Origin of the sequence: Pseudoalteromonas sp. SR45-1 (assembly GCF_014163655.1) — a bacterium.
GTDB lineage: Bacteria > Pseudomonadota > Gammaproteobacteria > Enterobacterales > Alteromonadaceae > Pseudoalteromonas > Pseudoalteromonas distincta.
Genome location: NZ_JACJDR010000001.1, coordinates 495,362 through 517,218 on the forward strand (window position 1 = coordinate 495,362; position 21,857 = coordinate 517,218).

General features: G+C 36.8%; 20 protein-coding genes. 4 read left to right on the forward strand and 16 right to left on the reverse strand.

The genetic code is table 11. The features are described 5' to 3' along the window. Positions 1-212: 212 nt before the first annotated feature. From H5089_RS02210 to galU, 8 genes are all read right to left on the reverse strand, one after another. Entirely contained in the window at positions 213-1,124 is a 912-nt protein-coding gene (locus tag H5089_RS02210; protein ID WP_182711370.1) for a glycosyltransferase family 2 protein, read from the reverse strand. A 351-nt stretch (positions 1,125-1,475) separates the two neighbouring features. Continuing rightward, the gene (locus tag H5089_RS02215) at positions 1,476-2,258 is read right to left on the reverse strand and encodes a family 16 glycosylhydrolase (RefSeq protein WP_182711371.1); all 783 of its coding nucleotides are present in this window, start codon (positions 2,256-2,258) and stop codon (positions 1,476-1,478) included. Between the two features lie 45 nt (positions 2,259-2,303). Further along, the gene (locus H5089_RS02220; protein WP_182711372.1) at positions 2,304-3,200 is read right to left on the reverse strand and encodes a glycosyltransferase; all 897 of its coding nucleotides are present in this window, start codon (positions 3,198-3,200) and stop codon (positions 2,304-2,306) included. Continuing rightward, the gene (locus H5089_RS02225) at positions 3,200-4,180 is read right to left on the reverse strand and encodes a glycosyltransferase family 2 protein (RefSeq protein ID WP_182711373.1); all 981 of its coding nucleotides are present in this window, start codon (positions 4,178-4,180) and stop codon (positions 3,200-3,202) included. The genes H5089_RS02220 and H5089_RS02225 overlap by 1 nt, the downstream gene beginning before the upstream one ends. Then, positions 4,177-5,196: an NAD(P)-dependent oxidoreductase gene (locus H5089_RS02230; RefSeq protein WP_259396027.1), complete on the reverse strand. Its 1,020-nt coding sequence runs from the start codon at positions 5,194-5,196 to the stop codon at positions 4,177-4,179. The genes H5089_RS02225 and H5089_RS02230 overlap by 4 nt, the downstream gene beginning before the upstream one ends. Further along, the gene (locus tag H5089_RS02235; protein ID WP_182711374.1) at positions 5,136-6,362 is read right to left on the reverse strand and encodes an O-antigen ligase; all 1,227 of its coding nucleotides are present in this window, start codon (positions 6,360-6,362) and stop codon (positions 5,136-5,138) included. Before H5089_RS02235 ends, H5089_RS02230 begins: the two co-directional genes overlap by 61 nt. Before the next feature lie 112 nt (positions 6,363-6,474). Continuing rightward, positions 6,475-7,497 (reverse strand): acyltransferase, encoded by a 1,023-nt coding sequence (locus tag H5089_RS02240; RefSeq protein WP_182711375.1) that lies wholly within the window; start codon positions 7,495-7,497, stop codon positions 6,475-6,477. 49 nt (positions 7,498-7,546) lie between these two features. Next, the gene (galU, locus tag H5089_RS02245; protein WP_182711376.1) at positions 7,547-8,437 is read right to left on the reverse strand and encodes a UTP--glucose-1-phosphate uridylyltransferase GalU; all 891 of its coding nucleotides are present in this window, start codon (positions 8,435-8,437) and stop codon (positions 7,547-7,549) included. Between the two features lie 295 nt (positions 8,438-8,732). On the opposite strand from galU, the gene H5089_RS02250 reads away from it, so the two are divergent. The 4 genes from H5089_RS02250 (at position 8,733) to H5089_RS02265 (ending at position 13,363) form a co-directional block, all read left to right on the forward strand. Beyond that, the gene (locus H5089_RS02250) at positions 8,733-9,428 is read left to right on the forward strand and encodes a transglutaminase-like cysteine peptidase (protein ID WP_182711377.1); all 696 of its coding nucleotides are present in this window, start codon (positions 8,733-8,735) and stop codon (positions 9,426-9,428) included. Then, positions 9,412-11,415 carry an EAL domain-containing protein gene (locus H5089_RS02255; RefSeq protein ID WP_182711378.1) on the forward strand — a complete coding sequence of 668 codons (2,004 nt, stop codon included), beginning with the start codon at positions 9,412-9,414 and terminating at the stop codon, positions 11,413-11,415. The genes H5089_RS02250 and H5089_RS02255 overlap by 17 nt, the downstream gene beginning before the upstream one ends. Before the next feature lie 21 nt (positions 11,416-11,436). Further along, the gene (locus H5089_RS02260) at positions 11,437-11,946 is read left to right on the forward strand and encodes a hypothetical protein (RefSeq protein WP_182711379.1); all 510 of its coding nucleotides are present in this window, start codon (positions 11,437-11,439) and stop codon (positions 11,944-11,946) included. Positions 11,947-12,046: 100 nt separating this feature from the next. Next, complete coding sequence (locus H5089_RS02265; RefSeq protein WP_182711380.1) at positions 12,047-13,363, forward strand: O-antigen ligase; 1,317 nt, start codon at positions 12,047-12,049, stop codon at positions 13,361-13,363. Between the two features lie 652 nt (positions 13,364-14,015). Here H5089_RS02265 and H5089_RS02270 read toward each other — a convergent pair. From H5089_RS02270 to fabF, 8 genes are all read right to left on the reverse strand, one after another. Then, positions 14,016-15,875 carry an alkaline phosphatase D family protein gene (locus tag H5089_RS02270; protein ID WP_182711381.1) on the reverse strand — a complete coding sequence of 620 codons (1,860 nt, stop codon included), beginning with the start codon at positions 15,873-15,875 and terminating at the stop codon, positions 14,016-14,018. Positions 15,876-15,879: 4 nt separating this feature from the next. After that, complete coding sequence (locus H5089_RS02275) at positions 15,880-16,659, reverse strand: TatD family hydrolase (protein ID WP_024594691.1); 780 nt, start codon at positions 16,657-16,659, stop codon at positions 15,880-15,882. A gap of 115 nt (positions 16,660-16,774) precedes the next feature. Beyond that, positions 16,775-17,101, reverse strand: coding sequence for a PilZ domain-containing protein (locus H5089_RS02280; protein ID WP_002962367.1), 327 nt, complete (start codon positions 17,099-17,101; stop codon positions 16,775-16,777). Between the two features lie 11 nt (positions 17,102-17,112). Continuing rightward, entirely contained in the window at positions 17,113-18,027 is a 915-nt protein-coding gene (locus tag H5089_RS02285; protein WP_182711382.1) for a DNA polymerase III subunit delta', read from the reverse strand. Between the two features lies 1 nt (position 18,028). Continuing rightward, positions 18,029-18,655, reverse strand: coding sequence for a dTMP kinase (gene tmk, locus H5089_RS02290; protein ID WP_007585737.1), 627 nt, complete (start codon positions 18,653-18,655; stop codon positions 18,029-18,031). Positions 18,656-18,661: 6 nt separating this feature from the next. Then, positions 18,662-19,648 carry an endolytic transglycosylase MltG gene (gene mltG, locus H5089_RS02295; RefSeq protein WP_182711383.1) on the reverse strand — a complete coding sequence of 329 codons (987 nt, stop codon included), beginning with the start codon at positions 19,646-19,648 and terminating at the stop codon, positions 18,662-18,664. Beyond that, positions 19,642-20,457: an aminodeoxychorismate lyase gene (gene pabC, locus H5089_RS02300; RefSeq protein ID WP_182672284.1), complete on the reverse strand. Its 816-nt coding sequence runs from the start codon at positions 20,455-20,457 to the stop codon at positions 19,642-19,644. The genes mltG and pabC overlap by 7 nt, the downstream gene beginning before the upstream one ends. A 59-nt stretch (positions 20,458-20,516) precedes the next feature. Further along, positions 20,517-21,755 (reverse strand): beta-ketoacyl-ACP synthase II, encoded by a 1,239-nt coding sequence (gene fabF, locus H5089_RS02305; protein ID WP_002962376.1) that lies wholly within the window; start codon positions 21,753-21,755, stop codon positions 20,517-20,519. Positions 21,756-21,857 lie beyond the last annotated feature (102 nt).

Here is a 21,857-nt window from a genome sequence, read left to right on the forward strand (position 1 = left end):
AAATACAACTAGCTAACTTACATAATTATTTTAATCTTTATTATTTAGGCTGTAGAACATAGCTATAAATCATTCTAAATATTTTATTAATAGACGTTACACCTAAAAATCAGTAACTCAATCAATTTAAGATATTAACTTCAACCACAATCAATTAAATGAAAATTATATTCTAAATTAAATCCGCAAATATATTATTAATAAAAAAACTACTATGTGTATTTACTAACCCGGCCTTTACTGAACAGACCATAAAAAAAACCAACTCCGTGAGATAAATCACATAAGGAGTTCAATAACGAGCTCTTAGACGAGATTAAATGGTAAGGCAATAAACACAATCCTTTAGTCAAATATAGTAAACCTTTTATTATACAAGCTATGTGGTTTCCAAAAGGGGTCCTGACTGCAGACTCAATCATAAAACCTGTTGCGCCAATTCTAAAAGTTCTCCGCATGGCCCACGAAACTGACAAACGACTACTTGCAATATATTCGCTTACAACAGAACTTTCACTCCATATAATCTTGCCACCTAATTTATTAACCCTTAAAAACAGCTCTTTATCCTCTCCGCCATTGATAAGTTCCGGATTAAATCTCAAGTTATTAACATTCATAAAATCTACATCTATTAGTACATTGTTAGTAGCTGACCATTTTATTTCTGCCCCATCAGCTAATTTTCGCTCTTGGTATACAGTAGCGTTACAATAAAATGAATTTGTCCCCTCAGGAAATATTGCTAACTGAGGGCCAGAGGCAACATTATAATATTTATTAGCATTAACCAGTGTTTCTATCCAGCTTTGGGAAGCAAAGGCATCATCGTCAATAAAAGCCAAATAGGTATAGCCTCCCTGTATTGCATATTTTAGAGCTGCATTTCTTGCACTTGGAATACCCTGCAGTGGCTCTAACAAATGATTTACTCTTTTATCACCATTGTAATAGCTGCTGATTATTTTCTGAACTTGCCCATCAGGTTGTTGGTTATTCTCTACAACTAATATTTCTATTTGATAGCCATTTATATTAGTTAACGCCTGCAAGCTTTCTAAACACTTGCTAAACGTATTATTCCGAGTACCAGTTGTTAAAGTTGTAACAATAATTTTATTCATGGGTATTTACTCTTCTATATTTTTAAGTAATTATTGATATAAGTTTAAAAACTTCAGGACCTTTTATCTAAAACTATTAATATTAATTACTCGTAACAAATATTAAACTCAAAAAGTAGCGAGGATCAAATTCGTTATATAACTACATTATCAAGCAAAATAAATTCTTTATGAAAATTATTAAACTATCCTAGTATTTAAATTTTCACATTAACCAAATAACTTATATCCATTAACTTATCAAACAATCAATTTGACTATTAACTTTATCTACTATCCGCAATGTAGACTTATAATAAAGACAAAATAGTTACTCTGTTCTACTGTTCCTTAAACACCTAAACTAATTTACTACTCATATACCCTCACATAATCAATCAAAAACTGTTGCGGAAAAAGCGTGTTATCAATTCCTTCTTTTCCTCCCCAGCCCCCACCTATAGCTAAGTTAACAATAAGATACATTGGTTGATTAAAGGGCCAAGAAGAAACTGAATTATCTTCTTTTTGATAGCTAAAGTGTAGTGTATTGTCGACATAGAAATCGATACGTTTGTTAGTCCGTTCGACACTATATATATGAAACTCATTTGAGAGGTCATCAACTACTAAAGAAGCATTAAGCGCATTGCCTTTATTGTGATTACGTGCATTAGTATGAATAGCTGAATGGACTTTATTTGGGTCAAAACCAACATATTCCATAATATCAATTTCACCTGACATAGGCCAACCTACTTCTTTAATGTTACTGCCTAACAGCCAAATAGCAGGCCATACTCCTCGCCCTTGTGGCAGTTTTGCCCTAACTTCAATACGGCCATTTCCAAACCCTAGTATGTGCTCTGTGGTTAAACTTGCTGATGTGTAACTATCTTTAGGTTGCTCATCAAATAAGTATTGCCATAGATTTTCTGGTTTTTTAGAAGGTTGATAATGCGACTCTATAATTAAAAATCCATTTTCTATTCGGCTATTTTCGCTATTTCCTACCTGATAGTGCTGCGATTCACCATTTCGTACATATCCCTTTTCGTAATGCCACTTGTTTGGGTTGGGTAATCCGTCAATATCAAACTCATCACTCCAAATTAACTCTCTCGCTCCTGCATTTACGCTGTGTAAAACAAACATGGATATTATGAAAATATTATTTAAACGAAAAATATTATACATGTATTAATACAACTCAATATTTTTAACGCCAGTTAATTTAGTCATAACACCAAAGTGAAAACACGCTCTTAAAAACCAGCTATACCTTCTACTGGCGTGTAAACAAAATAATAAAGACATTAAAGAACAAAACATAACCTTTGCTAATGACTTACACATTAGCTTTACTACAGACAAGCGCCCCGTAGTAGGTGTAAATTTAGTAGGTGCATATGTTTGCCCCATCCTAAATCTGCGCTTTGCTAACCAATTTAAACTCGCTCTACCATTTGTAACTGGCTCACACACAATAGCGTTTTCTGCATACTTTAACTTAGCCCCCTTTTTGAAAACTCGTGAGAAGTAGTCTGTATCTTCACCACCACTTTTGCCAAGTGCTATATCAAATGTTTCATTTTTAAGGTGATCAGATTCTAAATTTAGTAATGTGTTACATGTATAACCCGTCTCGATTACGCCATTTACAAATACGGGTTTAGTAGAATGAAGATCGCATTGCACTATCCATTTAGGCGCATCAATTGGGTAGATTGACTCTACAGGCCCTAACACTACTTCTGCATTCTCATTAACAGCTGTCAAATATAATTCATAAAGCCATTTATTAGATACTGTTTCATCATCATCAATAAAAGCGAGCCATTTTGTTTTACAATTAGCTAAACACGCATTTCTTGCTATTGATATATTACGTGAGGGTGCATGAACATATGTCAGCATTAAACCTAAATCGCTTGCTGTTTTTTCTATATTTGGTCGAGCAGTTGGCTCAACATCGTTATCTGCAACAACTACTCTTATTTGCATATCCTCTGGTAGTATTTGTTCAGCAATAGAAATTAGCGTTTGCTTTATCTCTAGCCTTTTGTATGTACAAATAGCAATAGTAATTTCAACCATTATGATTTACCCATCGCTGAATTAAGAGCACTTTTTAGCAATTTATTACAAAACCCCATAGACCAACCATAATGCATAGTTGCAGCAATAAGTCCTGATAGTAGATTAGTTAATGAACGGCTCTTTAAAGCAAGTAATGTTCCATAACCTAAGCATATACTTAGCCAACCGATAAAAGGAAAAGTAAACACCCAGCTAATTGAAGCTAGTAAACACATTAACAAGCATGGAAATACTGATAATGGTATTAATTGTCGTATTTTGGGAATTTGCTTGTGTTTAAGTGCATTACTCGCCCGCCCTACACCATAGCGGTAGTATTGAACGAAAAGAGCCTTAAGAGTGCTGCGAGGGTAATATTTCATTTTTGTTTTGCCAGTTAACCAAATTTTGTACCCTGCAGCAGTTAGCCTAAAATCAAGCTCTGCATCTTCGTTAGCTACAAATGATTCATCATAGCCACCCACTTTTTCAAAAGCCTCTATACTCATTAACGCATGATGCCCATGTATAACCCATTCGCCATCACTGTTATTTCGATGGGCGGATCCACCATTCCCTAGTTTAGAGTTTTGAGCACATGCAGCTGCTTTTTGAAATCCATTTTCACCAAATGTATCCATGCTTATGACTATTGAGTCAGCCTTTAAATTTAATACTTCTTGATAAAGCGTTTTTAAAAAGTCATCCGGATATTCACCATGTGCATCTACTCTTATAAAATATTTAAATCCGTAGCCATATTCTTTTACAGCTAGGTTAATGCCTGCACTTTGAATTTTTTTATGATTATTAATTAGTTTTATATTTGGATAGTTCTTACTGTATTGCTTAACAATCTCTATTGTTTTATCAGTACTACCACCGTCAGCTACAACTATAAGTTTTGGTGACTCGCTGGTTAACTGATCTAACAATTTACCTATGTGTGCTGCTTCATTTAAACAGGGTATCACCACTAGGATATTTAGCTTACTCACTTAAAGCTCCCGTTAGTTTCTTTGTTCCATAGTGAGAGAGCATTTTGAAGGCCTTTATCGAATAGCAATCCTTCATCTTCAAGCCATTGAGGATATACATCTGTTGAATTGATTAACTTTAGAATTCGTTCTGGGTGAATTCCAATGTCTAAAAAGTTAATAGCTTTTAATAATGACGCTCCAGCCAGCATAACACTCTTTGGAAATAACATTGTTTTCGCTTTAGGGAAGTGTTCCTGTTGAAAGGCACATACTATATCCTCTAAAGTATAGCGATTCGCATAAGCGCCATTAAATAAAATATAACTAGCACCTTTATTACGCGCATGCTCTATTGAATATAGTAAATCATTAACATAAATACATGACTTAATTGTGTCTTTTCTTCCTGGGTAAATAAAGAAGCCCTTATTTAATAAACCTGCTAAGCGAGTAAAATTCCCCCCCTCCCCTGGTCCAAAAACAACTGCTGGCCTAACGACTATCAATTTTGAACTTTTATTACGCTGGTGCCATGCTCGGTGAATTTGCTCTGCCATCATTTTAGAAAAACCGTACGAAGAGACTGGTGTTGGTAATGATGCTTCAGTTTTTCTTTGCTCGCTTGGACCATATACAGATATAGAGCTCGTAAATATAATTTCTTTTATCTCATTAGCCTCGGCGAACTTTGTAACCTCATTAGCACCTAAAATATTAGTTTCGTAGTATTCATGATGTTCATGACCAGGCGTAGTATGTATCGCTGCAAAATTATAAATAGTGCTAATACTGCTATTATTAAGTGCGAGCGTACTTAAATTTCTAACATCTGCAGTTACATAATTAACCCCATCAACATTTACTCGTGGTGGTTTTATATCGACTGATATTATTGGCGATATATTACTTGCAACTAGTTTATTAATAAGGTGCGAGCCAATAAAGCCAGAACCACCAAACACTATAACTCCGCTCATACTTTCAACCTTAATTTTATAGACTTTAATTGATTTATTTGATTTAGGTAAATCCAAGCTGCACATATTAAAAATTGTGAAATTGTAAATTGTGAAAACCAAGTTGCTTCTAAAAATGTTTGTAAAAACATATATATAAACACCATAAGTGAAAATCCTTCTTTATTCCCAAGCTCTAACTTTTTGTTGGCCAACAAACGAATGAACTTCCCTAGTACTAAAAGAAAAACAAAACCTCCTAACAAACCTAACTCAACTGATATATCAATGTACATATTATGGAAATGAAAACCACCACCAGACTTTACATGAACATACTCCCAGATGTCCTCAGCCATTGGATTACCAATATAAAAGACACTTTTATACCCCAAACCCAATATCGGCCGCTCTATAATGCTCTCCACTCCTCTGGACCATATATATGTACGCCCTGTCAACGTAGGATCTTTACCAAGATCATACATAACATTATCAAATGTGCTAGTATTCCCTATAACTATCAACCCAAAAATTAATATCAAAAAGCTTATTACTATAAGCCAATTAAACTGACATTTTACTAACTTCGGTAAGTTTATTTTTTGATAATAAATATAAAGTACAGCTAAAACCAAAACTAACATTGTAGTTACTATTGATCCTAGGCTCTTACTTTTTAATAAAACTGAAAACGATAAAATAACCAGCGCTAATCCACAAAGTTTGATTTTTTTATTGAGGTTGTAATTTCTATAAATAGTAACCCCGACAAAAACACTAAAAGCAGCATTCATCGATAAGTAGTTTTTACTATCAAATATACCTATTAAACTGTACTCTCCAGTCAATCCATTTAAAGCGTATCTATCTGAAGTGAAGCATAAAAACATGATTATAAAGAAGCAAAAACCGGCTGTTTTGATGAAAAAATCAAAGCGCACCACTGCAGCGGTAATCATTGCAAACACTGTGGTCAATAATAATTGAATCCCGCCTCTCAACGTTAAAAGTGGGATATCTGACCAAATGCTTGATACAATAGCTAATAAAGGTATTGCTAAAAGAAGCTTATTTTTTTTAAATAAATCTAATAATTTATTTTGATAAAGAAAACAGATTAATACGCCACTAATCAAAAAGCTCAATGCAGCAATAGTTCCTAGTAAAACATTAAATAATATACCCATAAAAGATACTAACAATAAAATATTAACTACCTTTTGCTTACTTATTTTAAGCATTTAATTTCACCGCATTTTGAGTCATGTAATTAACCTTTATATATTAATCAACCATAAAAATAAGAAGTATAATCGCTTCATATCTAAAACTTGAAATTAAATTAATGTAAAATTAACCAGGTATAGTATTACGCCTTCTCTTTTCACCTAAAAAGAGCATGGACATCAAAGAATGCTTTTTCAGAATGGAGTTCAGCAGCATAGGTCCAACCAAACCAAATACTAAGCCGGTTAAAACATTAAATAAAGTATTATCTACCCCAATGTAATTTAGAATGACGCGTGACAAAACTAGAAAATATAGGTGGTACAAATATATAGTGAATGAAAAACCACCTATAAAAGCAAGAGCTTTAACTTTAATCTTACTGAAGTAAAATAATGAACACCCAAAAAAACCAACAAGTAAACCAAATATACTGATCCTACCGAAGTTATTACCTTCTTGAATACGTAAATACTTAAATACTAATAAGCAAATAAATACAAAAGTTAACCCTCCGATTAAAGCTAGGTTAACTTTCTCGTTGTGTGTTTCGTGCGAAGCTAATAATGTACCCAGGGCGAAATATGGAAGTAGAAAGAAGAAGCCTGATAAAGAGAAAAAAGTAATGTCTTCCGGCAAAAACATAGACAACACAGTTCCTATTACAAATAGTAATAAATACGTTGTTTTTAATGTTAGCTGCAAAAATGATATTGCCCCATACAGAAAAAATATTAAAAACATTGCTTGTAGAAACCAAAAGTGAAATTTAGACTCCCAGAAAACAGAGATGTAATATAAATAACTATTAACCTCTACTGTTTGATTTGCCACAGATGCATTAGCTTGAATAATTAAATAAAGAGGTCCGAGTATAATTAATGGAACTAAAAGGCGAAAAAACTTACCCTTCATAAGTATATTAAATTGACTTGGTTTAATCCCCCTAAAGGAAAATATTATACCGCTTAAAAAAGCAAATAAAGGCATCCTGAAATTCTCAAGCATTGTATTAAACAAAAAATAGATATTTCCTTCAGGAAGTCTTAAGCCTGCAACAACAGGCATACCTACTAAGTGGTTAAGCACAAGTAAAAAACATGCCAATCCTCTCAACGTCTCCAGACTTTGAACTTTGTTTCCCTGCACTTTCATCCCTAAATACTTTTATTCAAAAAAATACATTAACTAGGCTATTTTATAACATTAAGTTCTTAGCTAACCTTGTAAATTCTTCACCCATATGACTTGACTGCATAGCATATTCAACATTGGCAAGCATATAACCTAATTTAGAACCACAATCATGCGACTTCCCTTTTAGGTGGTAGGCTTCAAGCGTTTCTAGGTGGCGCAATTGTAATAAGGCATCAGTAAGTTGTATTTCACCGCCTGCCCCAGGTGGTGTGTATTCAAGTAAATCCCAAATTGCTGTAGATACAACATAACGCCCTGTAATAGCTAAATTACTCGGTGCTTCATCGTTATTTGGTTTTTCGACCATGTTTTTAATTGCAGCATTTTCGCCGGCATTTATTTTTTTACCGGCTAAATCAACCACACCATACTGATGCACTTGGTCTTGCGGTACGGGCTCTACCATAACTTGGTTGTAGCCCGTTTTGTCGAATCGGTCGATCATTTGGCTTAAATTGTCAGTTTTTGAATTTGATTTATATTTATCAATAATTACGTCAGGTAACATTACTGCAAATGGGTTATTACCAACAATTGGGCGCGCTGCTAAAACAGCATGGCCTAAGCCTAGTGGTGCCGATTGGCGAACCGAAATTACGGTTACATCTTTTGGCACTATTGAGCGAACCTCTTCTAGCAGGCTACGTTTTACGCGTGCCTCTAGTGTGGCTTCTAGCTCAAAGCTTGTATCAAAGTGGTTTTCAATTGAGTTTTTTGAAGCATGTGTAACAAGCACGATTTCTTTAATGCCAGCTGCTACAGCTTCGTTAACTACGTATTGAATTAAAGGTTTATCTACCAGAGGAAGCATTTCTTTAGGGATGGCTTTTGTGGCTGGCAACATACGCGTACCAAGGCCAGCTACAGGTAATACTGCTTTTAAAACTTTCACTTTAATTCCTTTCATTATTTTTGTTAAACAACAAAAAAAGGAACTGCAAAGCTAAAATTCCTTTTCGAGCGTTTCACATGCCGTGTGAGCTTGCTATTATACACAACACAATAATGCACTCAATAATTAAAGAGTACTTTTTGATTGTTTTTTTGTTAATTTTATGTTGCACCAAAAGTAAACTGCATTGCACTAACATAGTGCCTAATACTTTTTGATGGCCTACCCTTTTAAAGCTACCAATACTATACTAGGCTTGTTTTGTTATCAGGGGACACAGACTTAAGGAACATTTGTGCGTTTAGGGTTTTACATTTTATTATTAGTGTCTTTTTTTGTATGCGCACAAAATACGCTTTTGTATTTACGCAATAGCGATATAATTGCGCGCGCTCAAAAACAGTATGGTGATGAAGGGCATAAACGTATAAAAAATTGGCTAAGTTTTATAGATGAGTCAACTGATAAAAGTGAATGGCAAAAAATCCATTTAGTGAATGACTTTTTTAATAAACACATTAAATACAAAACCGATGATGAGCTTTGGCACCAAAAAGATTATTGGGCCACCCCACTTGAGAGTTTAGGCGTTGGTATGGGTGATTGTGAAGACTACGTAATTGCCAAATACTTTACGTTAATAGCACTGGGCGTACCCGAAGATAAAGTACGTTTAATGTATGTACGTCAAAAAACAGTTAATCAACCTCATATGGTACTTATTTATATTGAAACTCCTGATCAAATCCCCTTTGTTTTAGGCAATTTTAACACTAAACTACTACCCGCTAATAAGCGCCCTGACTTAACACCTATCTATAGTTTTAATGGCCAAGGTTTATGGTTAGCCAAATCAAAAGGGTTAGGTAATAAAGTAAAAAATAGCCGTGGTGTTTCTGCCTGGAACACCATGTTAGAGCGAATTGAACAAGGTGAGCTTGCGCCCGCCAAAAGTGATAAAGGAACACCGAGTTATGTCTCGACTTTTTAAAAATGGATTAAGTTTAAAAACCCAAGTATATGGCCTTATTATATTGATTTCGGTACTTTCTTTTTTTGTACGCGTAATTACTGACGTTGATACCACTCGCCAATACTTACAAACGCAAATGGGTAGCCACGCGCAAGATACAGCAACAAGCTTAGGGCTTTCTATATCGCCTTACCTTGAAGAAGACAGTTTAATGATTGCCCAAACCATGGCAACCGCTATTTTCGACTCCGGCTATTACAAACAAATAAAATTTACTAACGCCGAGAATAAAATAGTTTTTGACCTAACAAGCCCAAAACGCGTTGAATCTGTACCTAATTGGTTTATTACAGCAGTAATGCTTGAAGCCCCTACTATGCAATCAGAATTAAACAATGGCTGGATTATGGCTGGAGTGCTTGAAGTAACAAGCCATGTTGGGCAATCGTATTTAACGCTATGGGAACATACTAAACGCAGCTTTTATGGTTCTTTATTATTATTGGTAGCGTCGCTTGCAGTAGCATATTTAATACTACGTGCGGTGTTTAAACCTTTAAAAGCAGTAGAAAACCAAGCACACTTGGTTACACGTAAACGCTTTACATTAAACGACGAAATACCAGTTGCACGCGAGCTACGTACTGTAACTACAGCCATTAATAATATGGTAATGAACCTTCAAAGCACCTTTGACTCTTTAACAAAGCAAACACAAACACTTACCGATGAAGTATATGTAGACTCACTTACAGGGCTGGGTAACCGCCGTTCGTTTGAGAACCACTTTAACTCAGTGGTTGACACCATTACTAGCGACACTCCAATCACTGCCATGATGGTTACTCTCCCCTCACTTGCTAATATTAACCAAACTGTAAGTTACCAAGATGGTGACGAGCACGTACATGATGTAAGCGTTACTTTGCAAAATGTGTTTGGTGCTTTAACTAATTCTAAAATATTTAGACTTAACGGTAGTACTTTTATTGCTTTAGTCCCATTAGATATGCAATTTTTAAATAGAACGCGCCTCGATATAAATGATGCTTTTAGTAAAAAGAAAAACAGCTTACACGTGAATGGTTTTGCTAACTTAGCATTAGTAAATGTTGATAAAGGCTCATCTATCGGGGGTGTACTTTCAGCCCTTGATACCGGCTGCACCATTGGCGATTCGGCTGTAAATAAAGTAGATAAAGATACTTTGTTTAGTGTTAAAGAGTGGCGTTCGCTTATTCAGTCAATTATTGCTACTGGTGAAGTTAGTTTTTCGGTGCAGCCAGTTAAACGCACTAACTCACAAAACAAGCAGTGCTACTTTGAAGTGTTTGCTCATTTTACGCATGAAGGCGAAAAGGTTAATAATGGCCATTTGTTTGCTATGGCCGAAAAGCTTAACTTAACCGAAGAGTTAGACAAAAAAATAATTCGCAACTTTGTAAACGTTAAAGAGCAACACCCAGACGATACATTTGCGTTAAATATTAGTAAGGCTTCGTTGTATTCAACTGACTTTATTGAATGGCTTACTCTTTATGCACACACTAAACCAATTATTAAAACAAACTTGATTTTTGAATTGCATGAAATTAGCTTACTTTACAACGTACATGTTGCCTCTTTACATATAGATACAATAAAAGATATTGGCATAAATGTGTGTGTTGAACACTTTGGTACTAGTTTAACCTCGTTTAGATACTTACAAGGGTTAGACATTGAATATATAAAAATAGATGGTAGCTATATTCAAGACTTATTAGATAACACTCAAAGCCAATTTTTTATTCAAACAGTTAATAATATTTGTCATGGCTTTGGTATTAAAGTTTTAGCTTGTTTGATTGAAAAACCTGAAACTTTAAAGGTACTTGAAAGTTTAGGTTGCGATGGCGTGCAGGGTAATTTAATAATGCCGCCAACCAAAATAATAAAAACTAGTGATAATGGCGTAAATAAAGAGTTTACTTTTTGCACCGATGCGCTAAAATTTTGTAATTAATACTCTACCAAGGGACAAGAGATGAAATCATTTATATTAGCCGGCTTAATAGCAGGTGCATCTTCACTTACAGTTTTACCAAGTTATGCACAAACGGATACTGATGCAGTAGTACAAACTGAAGGCATGACTAATTTAGTCAACGTTTTAAATAGCGCAACTGCTGAAACAGCTCCAGATCAGCTAAAGGCCGACTTAGTAGCTGCTATTAACGGCGTTTGTACAAATTGTACTGCTGCTCAAGTTGATTCTATGATGACTGTAGTTGTAGACGCAATTGGAGCCGATAGCCCACTTATTGCTGATTTTTTAGCTGCACTTGTAGCTGCTGGCGTTGACAGCGATACTGTTACACTTGCTGCTATTACAGCTGGCGTTGATGCCACTGTTGCCTCTGAAGCAACAGCAGCTGGCCCAGGTGGCGCACCAGCTCCTGCTGCTCCGGTAATTGTTACTTTACCAACAACTGCAGTACCGCAAGGTGCAGGCGGCACAGGTGGTGATGCAGGTATATCTGAAGTCGGTAACTAACCGTTAATAAAATAATTAAAACGCAGCCTTTTGGCTGCGTTTTACTTTATATGGCTTATTTTTTTAGTCCTTCTTTTAGGCTCTTAGTTTAGAGAACCCTGTGAATCGTTTTATATTTTTTTTACTCTGTGCAATTTTATTTTTGCTGCCCTTACCATTAGGTAGTTACCGCCCTTGGGCAATTTTAGCAATGGGGATATTAATTAGTGCTACCTTTTTCATCCATTTAGTTTTCAGCAGTATTAATAACAAGCACCATTTATACCCTCCGTTATATTCTTGGCCCTTATTTACTGTACTCGGTATAGTTGCGGGCGTATGCGCAGTACAAATATTTACCGTAAGTGTTGACCCGTTTCAAACTAAACAAATGCTTATTAAAACAAGTTTTATGATTTTATTTTGTTGGCTATTATTTATTTATTGTAATACTGAAAAGCGTATTAAAAATTTAATATATGCAATTATAAGTGCTGGTGTGTTTCAGGCTTTATATGCTACTTATTTAAATTTATCGCCTGATATTATTAGCCCACTATTTGGTTATAAGCATACCGACCGTGCTATTGGTACATTTACTTACTCTAATTTTTTGGCTAACTTTTTAGCTTTATGCTTATGTTTGGGTATTGGTGTTTTAGTTAGCGAATTAAAACGCTCTAATAGCGATTACAAACAAACATTAAAACAAACGTTTAGGGCTTGGGCCGAAATACTTCTAAGCTCGAAAATAATTTTACGTATTTCGTTAATTATTATTATTGTTGCGTTAATTTTAACGCGTAGCCGTATGGGTAACTCGGCATTTTTTATTGCATTAATGGTTGTTAGCTTACTCGCGTTTTTTATTTACAGGCAAAAACCTAAAGCGTTTAAACTACTTATAGTTAGTTTTTTTATAATCGATTTAATTATTATCGGCGCTATATTCGATGTAGAAAAAGTTAAACAGCGTATAAGCGAAACCAGTATTTCATCAGAAACCCGCGACGAAGTTGTACGTGATTCAATACCGCTCATTTTAGATAAACCTTTATTGGGCTCTGGTGGTGGTACATTTTATACTGCGTTTCCGGCGTATCAGTCTGAGCCTTATTCTGGTTATTACGATAATGCCCATAACGATTACGTACAGTTTGCAGTAGAGCTGGGTATACCCACTACAGCCGCACTGGGCTCACTTATACTTTATTGTTTATGGCTATGTATAGCGACTATGCGAAAGCGTAAAACAGCGCTGTTTCAGGGCGTTGCTTTTGGCTGTGCCATTGCAATTATAGATATGCTGCTGCATTCGTTGGTAGATTACTCTTTACAAGCTGGTGCAAACTCAATGTTGTTTATGACTATTTTATGCTTGGCAATATTGAGTAGTAAGTTACCTGCGTCTAAACGAAGCCGAAAAGAGCATGGTTAAATACAAAGCCAAGTAATTACCTAATATAGAGTGGTTAGAAGCTGCGCTTCTCACGCGAGCAAGTTCAGCCTCTACCGTCAAGGTTAAATTTACGGTTAACTTGTTAGCGTGACAAGCAAAGCCTTTAATAAGAGATTTATTCACTAAGAGGTTAAGAGGCGCTACGCTTTTAGAGGAAGTAATAAAGCAGAAACTATACTCTGAATAGCATTATTTTTTCTCATTTACTCCTCTTTCGCTTCTCTTTGTGCAAATAGATCTTTAGCTGGTTTTTAAATAAATTGAATAATTTTAAGCATTGCTTTGTAACAGCAGCGCCTGTAATTAGTGATTTTTTCACTAAGAGGTTAAGAGGCGCTACGCTTTTAGAGGAAGTAATAAAACCAAAAATATACCCTGAATGGCATTCTGCTTTCTCATTTACTCCTCTTTCGCTTCTCTTTGTGAAAATAGATCTTTAGCTGGTTTTTACTGTAACAGCAGCGCATTTAATTAGTAACTTTTTCACTAAGAGGGTATGAGGCGCTGCGCTTTTGGAGGAAGTAATAAAACCGAAAATATATCCTGAATAGCATTATGTTTTCTCATTTACTCCTCTTTCGTTTCTCTTTGTGCAAATAGATCTTTAATTTATTTAATTATTGATTAAGAATTACTGTTCTTCTAAATCAAACTCAGTTAAATGTCCTTCACCGTGTATAAGTTGATATCGGGCTAAATTCCCCTGCTCTAGTGTTATTAAACTAATAGCGGAGTCGCTTACTAAGTATTTTTGCCCTTTACCTATGGTTTGGTGTTTATCTACTTCCATGTGCCAGCGTTTGGTAAAAAAGTTTAAAGGGCTTTTTGGGCCGTATAGAATTGAATCTAGTTTATCGAGTATGTTTATTAATTTACGCGGGAACTCGTTTTTAATACCGCTGGCGGTAAGTTGCCAAATTCGATTGGGATGATCGCCAAAACGCTTTTGCACCGAAAAGCAAAATGAGTAATGTACGTCTCCCGATAAAATAAGGGTTTCGTTTGGGGTGTCAGTACGTCTAAAGGTATCGAGTAGCTTTTTGGCTGAGCCTTCGTGCGCCATCCAGTTTTCTACGTCAACCATGAGCGGTTGGCCGCATATGTTAAACATGGCTTGAATGGCTTCTATTGATTTAACACCAAATACAGGGGCTGGCGATACAATAATAACCTGATCGTGGCTTAGTAGGCTTTCTTCAAGCTCTGTTAAACGCTCCCAATCAAGTAGGCCTGAAGGCTCGTTAAAGTTTTGCTCATTTCGCCAACGGTGCGTACGTGTATCTAGCACCACTACTTTTGGGGTTGTAGTTAATTCGTAATGCCAAAAACTAAAATCGTTTAGTGGCTTATCAAATGCTTTAAACTGCCATAAATTATTAGAAGTACGGCTTTGCTTAAAAGGTGTAAGTAACTCGCCTGTTTTATTTAGTGCATCGTTCCCCATTCCCTGAAAAAGCCAATAACTAATTAAGCCGTTATTAATGATTCGCTTACTACTTGGGTTTTCATTTATAGCTTGCTCCCACCCAGCGGTGAGATTCCAATCATCGGTTACATCGTGATCGTCAAACATCATTAATGTCGATACATTGGCAAACAAACGCTCTACTTCACTTAATCCTTTTGCATAATCAATCAGTGCTGTTTTTTCAGCGTCAAAAATAGTTTTGTTTTGCTTGTTTTGACCTGAATACGTTGTGTTTTGTATATCAACGCATTGCCAAGCAGCAGCACTAAAATTTAATAAATAAAGTGCAATGTATTCTTCAAAATGGATAAGGTGATTGTAGGCTTTTACACTTGAAAAGTGAGGTTCGTCTTTTTTTAGCCAGTAACCAACACCTAACTTTGAGCGTTTTTGCCAAGGCGTTTTTGGTAAAAACAAATGGCGATTATAAAGTTGCTCATTTATATCATCCGGTAGCTCAATGGCAAGTGGTTGCTCTTTATAGATACCTAACGCTTTAATTAACTGATGAATAGCTAATAACATGGGGCCTGCTACGTCATCGGCATAAACTTGGTCACCGCTCAGTAATAGCAATTGTGCGCCTTGATTATTATTACCGCGCTGAGTATTTTGCCAGTGACTTGCAGACACTAAGCTGTCTTTTGCTGGGTGATGTGCATTACGGCATGAGCCATGCAAAATATCACTCAGTTTATCGGGGATTACAAATGCAGGCGTTGTTTGATTGCTATAGCACCAAGGCGATAAATCGATTGCTGTGTCGTCAATTACAAGCTCATAGCTTAATAAGCTATCTAGAGGGAGTTTGTTGTCTATTGGCTTTATAATAACGAAATGCAGGTATAAATGTTCGCCCAAAGAAACAGTATGTTGATCGCTATAACACTCAACATTTAATAAGTTTATTTGACAGTTTGCAGGCTTGGAGGTAGCAAACTGAATACAAACTCCAGTTTGCTCTGCACGGCGCACCATTGGCCCCATTAGTAAAATAGGAAGGTTTGCCGTGTGAGTAATCATGTATTTAGCCTTTAGCTGCTAATTTAAATAAAGAATAAAAGTTTTCGGTAGTCGCTTTAGCAAGTTCATTAAAGCTAATGCCTTTAAGTTCGCTAATGTAATAAGCAACATCTTCTACGTACGCTGGCTGATTTGTTTGCCCACGATACGGTACCGGTGCTAAATAAGGCGAGTCGGTTTCTATTAGTAATCTATCTAGCGGTATTTGCTTTACTACTTCTTTTAGCTCAATAGCATTTTTAAAGGTAACAATGCCCGAAATAGAAATATAAAAACCCATATCTATGGCTTTTTTTGCCATATCCCAATCTTCGGTAAAGCAATGTAATACACCACCGCAGTTTTCGGCCTTGTGCTCACGCATTAAATTAATGGTATCGCTGCGGGCATCACGAGTATGAATAATTAACGGCTTTTGTAATTCGTTAGCCACTTCAATATGCCCAACAAAGCTTGCTTGCTGCACTGCGTGGGTATCTTTTGAATAGTAGTAATCAAGACCCGTTTCACCAATAGCAACGACTTTGTCGTGTGAAGCTAAGTCGATTAGTTGCTGTTTATTAAGGGCGTCTTTTTGATCAAGTGGATGTACACCACATGAGGCTGAAACATCGTCGTAATGCTTAATTTTATCAAGCATGCTTGGAAACTGATCAAGCGTTACGCTTACACATAAAAAGTGCTCTATTTGCTTTGCACGCGCTTTATCAAGAACTTGGTCAAGGTTTAAGTCTAGTTTATCAAAATCAAGACGGTCTAAATGGCAATGAGAATCTACAATCACTATAAGGCCTGTATTATGTTCAGGGTTTAAATTTGTTCGTTTAATTTATTATGTTAACAATTAAAAGAACCCAATATAGGGCGGCGTTAATCTCAATGAAAAAACGACCCTATAACTACATGGTATATGTTTGATCGCCTGAGTTTAACATAGTCCCAAGCAGCTTTTCGATTTTAGCGTTTAGGTTTGTTTTATCATCTAAAAAACTAATACCAATACCTGGAGGATTAGAGCTTTGTGCACCTTGTGGCGTGATCCACGACACTTTACCTGTCACTACGTCATCTTCTAAGGCATCGGGCAAAGTGACTCTAAGCGCTAATGAATGCCCTGCTTCGTAACGCATATTAGTACGTACAAATAAGCCACCTTTTTTTAAGTAAGGCATATAACAACGGTATAACTCGTCTAAATCGTCTATGTCTACTAGTAGTTCTTGCATGATTAATCCTTTTAAGAATTTCGCAATGTGTATGCTAATCGTGATACAGCAAGCGGTAAATTAAGGCCAAGTACTTGTGTGTTATTTTGTAAAAACTCGCCTAATGCATTTTGCGCACTTTGATAAGCGTCAAAACTCATGCCTTGCAGTAATTGCTGCTTTAGTTGCACGCTTAAAAACAAAGTAAATATACGAACAAGTTCAGGCTGTTTATTTATTATATCGACTAACGCTTTAAAATTATGACTTTGTTTAAACTCAGTTGCAAACTTATACAGTGTATCAATATTTTTTAGCTGGTCTTGCTGTTGCCAATGCTTTACTTGCAGCGGTTGGTTATAAAAAAGTGCTAACCAACTATAGTTAGGAATATCTAATGTCTCTAGCCATTGCTGAGCAAGTGCTGTATTAGTTATTTTTACGTCACTTTTAGCGCATCGACTTAAAATAGTTGCAGGGAGCTGTTCTGGTTGGCTTGTGGTTAATATTAAAAAGCGGCTATTAGTTGGCTCTTCAAGTGTTTTTAATAATGCGTTAGCTGCTGCTGTGGTCATTTTTTCGCAATTTTCGATTATCGCGACTTTATTGCCATTTTGCGCTGCAGAGTGATTCATAAAATCACTAATACCACGAATATCATCTACACCAATACTTTGCCCATCAACTTGCGTTAAACGCTTGTCGGGGTGAGTGCCAGCCAGGTTAAGTAAACAACTTTTACACTGTCCGCAAGGTTTTAGCATACTGTTTTGCGCAGCTACCTGCGTAGCTATATTTTGGCATAGCAAAGCATTCCCAAGCTCATCACTTAACTCAAACTTACCTACGCCAACAGGCCCACAAAATAATTGCGCATGATGAAAACGCTCTGCGCGATAACTTTTCGCTAAACGTGCTTGAGTATCATGTAGCCAAGGCAATGGCATATTATTTTAGGCCTTCAAAAAATGAATGCAGTACATTGGTTATATCGCGATGTACTTTATCAATACTTTGGTTTGCATCGACCGTTTTAATGGTGTTGTCGTCGTTAGCAAGTTCAACATAACGCATACGTGTACGCTGAAAAAACTCAATGGCTTCTTGTTCAATTCGGTCTAGCTCGCCACGTCCTTTTGCACGTTCAAGGCCTATCACTGGGTCAATATCAAGGTAAATAGTTAAATCAGGCTTTAAGCCCTTTAATACCATTGAAGAAAGCGAAGCTAATGTATTTGAGCTAATACCACGCCCACCACCTTGATACGCCTGTGACGATAAATCATGACGATCGGCAAGTACCCATTGGCCTTTATCAAGCGCTGGAGTAATAACATTGTGCATTAGCTGCGAGCGTGCTGCGTACATAATAAGCAACTCGGTTTCAAAGGCGATTTCTTCTTCATGCTCTGCTTTTACAAGCGTACGAAGCGATTCAGCCAGTGGCGTGCCGCCAGGTTCGCGGACATTAATAAAGTCTATTTTTTGTTTGTTTAAAAAGTCTTGGCATAACGAAATAGCGGTTGATTTACCCGCGCCTTCTAGCCCTTCTATTACTATAAATTTTGATTTCATAAAAACTTAATTCTTTTTATTTAATATATACGTTTTAACTGCCGCGTTATGCTGCTTTAACGTGGTTGAAAATTGGTGGCTACCATCGCCTTTTGATACAAAGTAAACGTATTCACTTTGCGGCGGATTAACTGCAGCTAAAATAGCGGCTTTAGATGGCATAGCAATCGGTGTTGGCGGTAAGCCATTAATACGATACGTATTGTAAGGCGTATAATCGCGCAAATCTTTACGTTTAATATCACCATCAAAGTCAGCGCCTAGCCCGTATATTACGGTAGGATCGGTTTGTAGGCGCATATTAGTGTTTAATCGGTTAACAAACGCTGATGCAATTAACGGACGCTCGCTGGCAAGGCCTGTTTCTTTTTCAATGATTGAAGCCATTATTAGTGCTTCGTATGCTGTTTTATAGGGTAAATTAGCGGCGCGCTGCTGCCAAGCATCATCTAATGTTTGCTGCATTTTTTGTGCTGCACGTTTTAATACACTGCTTGCAGTATCGTTATTATGATAATGGTAAGTGTCGGGGAATAACCAGCCTTCTAAGTGCGTGTCATTACCCAGTATTTGAGTACTTAGTTCGTCAATTTTTAAATCGTTTTGTAAATTATCAGCTTTTTTAATAGCACTTAGTACTTCACGTAAGTTTTGACCTTCAATTATGGTAAAACTAAAACTAATTTGCTGACCTTGGTTAATTTTTTTTACGTTGTTAATAACGCTATCGGCTGTTAGCTCGTAAAGCCCCGCTTTTAAGTCGGTAAGTGTGGGATCTAATTTGGCAATTACCTGATAACGCCAACAACTTTCTACCCAGTTTTTAGCTTGCCATTGTTGGCATAACTTATTAAAGCCAGTGCCATGCTTAACTTCAAATTGTGTGTTTTGTGCTACCTTTAACGAGCTATTTATTGTTGCTTGTAATTGCTGGTAACCAACAGCAGTGGTTATAACAGCTAAAAAAAGTACCGATAAAATAACTTTTAACACTCAGCCTCCTTGGCTAATAATTTAGTTAGTAATGCGTGGCTGTCGTCTGTATTAAATACCTGTTGCTCAATACGTTTTACAGGTACTGCTCCCATTAAGCTATTACACACAAATACGGCGTCTGCTTGGGTTAAGTCTTCTACTTTCACGCGTTTAAATTCAACAGGCAATTTATCACATAACGATTGCAGATAAACGCCCTTTATTCCGCACTCATCAAGCAATGGCGTAAACACACGCTTATTTTCAATCGCAAAAATATTAGCTGCAGAAGCTTCAATTACATTGTTATTGTAATCAAGCACTAACACATCGTCGCAGTTTTGCGTTTGCATTGCTTTTTTAACTAGTACTTGCTCTAGCCGGTTTAGTGTTTTAAGACCCGCTAAATAAGGCTGTGCTGCTAATTTAATTGGGCTTATTTCGAGATTTACACCCTTTTTAACAAGCGCTTCGTAATTACTAGGGTAATCTAATATGCTCAATAAAATAGTAATATTACACTCACTTGGCAGCCCATAACCACGTCCGCCTTCGCCTCGCGTTACAAGTATTTTAAGCACGTTGAGTGGTGCAGCTTTTATATGCAAAGCAATTTGGTTTTCAAGGCGATTAAAATCTAGCTCAGGAAAACCCAAACGCTGTCCGCATTCAATCAAACGCGCTTTATGATGAGCCCAATACTGTACTTGCCCATTAACAACTTTAGCCGTTGTAAAAAAGCCGTCACCGTAATTTAAGCCTCTGTCACGCGTGCTTAAAGTGCTGTTTTGATCTACTGCTATTATTGTTTGCATTTTATTTGGCATATAAAAAAAGCCCAGTTAAACAACTGAGCTCTTATAATTTGATTCGTTGTTAAAAAAGATTATACCTTTTTAAATAGCAACGAGCCATTAGTACCACCAAAACCGAACGAGTTACACAGTGCAAAGTCTAACTTTGCATCACGTGCAGTGTGAGCAATATAATCTAAGTCACACCCTTCGTCTGGGTTATCAAGGTTGATAGTTGGCGACACTTTTTGATCTGTCAGTGATAAAATCGAAATAATCGATTCAACCGAGCCTGCAGCACCTAACAAGTGACCCATCATCGATTTAGACGAGCCTACCATTACATCTTTAGCTGCATTACCAAAAATAGATTTAACAGCGGCAGTTTCTGCTTTGTCGCCTGCATTTGTAGATGTACCGTGTGCGTTAATGTAACCAATTTGCTCAGCGTTTACTTGCGCATCATTTAGTGCGTTTTGCATTGCAAGGGCAGCACCGGCTCCATCTTCTGGTGGTGATGTCATGTGGTACGCATCGCCGCTCATACCAAAGCCTACTAGCTCAGCATAAATTTTAGCGCCACGCGCTTTTGCATGTTCGTACTCTTCAACTACAACAACACCTGCACCGTCAGAAAGCACAAAGCCATCGCGGTCTTTATCCCAAGGGCGAGAAGCCGCTTGTGGGTCGTCATTGCGGGTTGAAAGTGCACGTGCAGCATTAAAGCCACCCATACCAATTGGGGTACAGGCTTTTTCTGCACCGCCAGCAACCATTGCATCTGCATCACCGTAGGCAATCATGCGCGCGGCATGGCCAATATTATGCAAACCAGTAGTACAGGCAGTTACAATTGAAATATTTGGACCACGAAGTCCATGCATCATTGATAAGTGACCTGAGATCATATTAATAATGGTAGACGGCACATAAAATGGCGATAACTTGCGCGGACCACTATTTAATAACTTAATGTGGTTTTCTTCGATAAGCGTTAAGCCACCAATACCAGAGCCCACAGCTACACCTATACGTGTTGCGTTTTGCTCAGTAATTTCAAGGCCTGAATCTTTAAAGGCTTGAACACCCGCTGCAATGCCGTACTGAATAAACAAGTCCATTTTTTTAGTATCTTTCGCTGACATGTATGCAGTTGCATCAAAGTCATTTATTAAACCAGCGAATTTAGTACCAAATTTTGATGTATCAAAGTGGGTTATTGTTTGAATGCCACTTTTGCCATCTAATAAGCCTTGCCAGGTTGATTGAACATCATTACCTAGCGGCGTCAACATTCCTAAGCCAGTTACGACGACTCGACGTTTAGCCACGGTTTGCCTCCAATAAGGGATATTTACAAGGGGATGATCATACCCAAGCTACCTCAAAGTGCTAGTCCCAAAATAGATTAAAAACGCATAACACAATCAAAA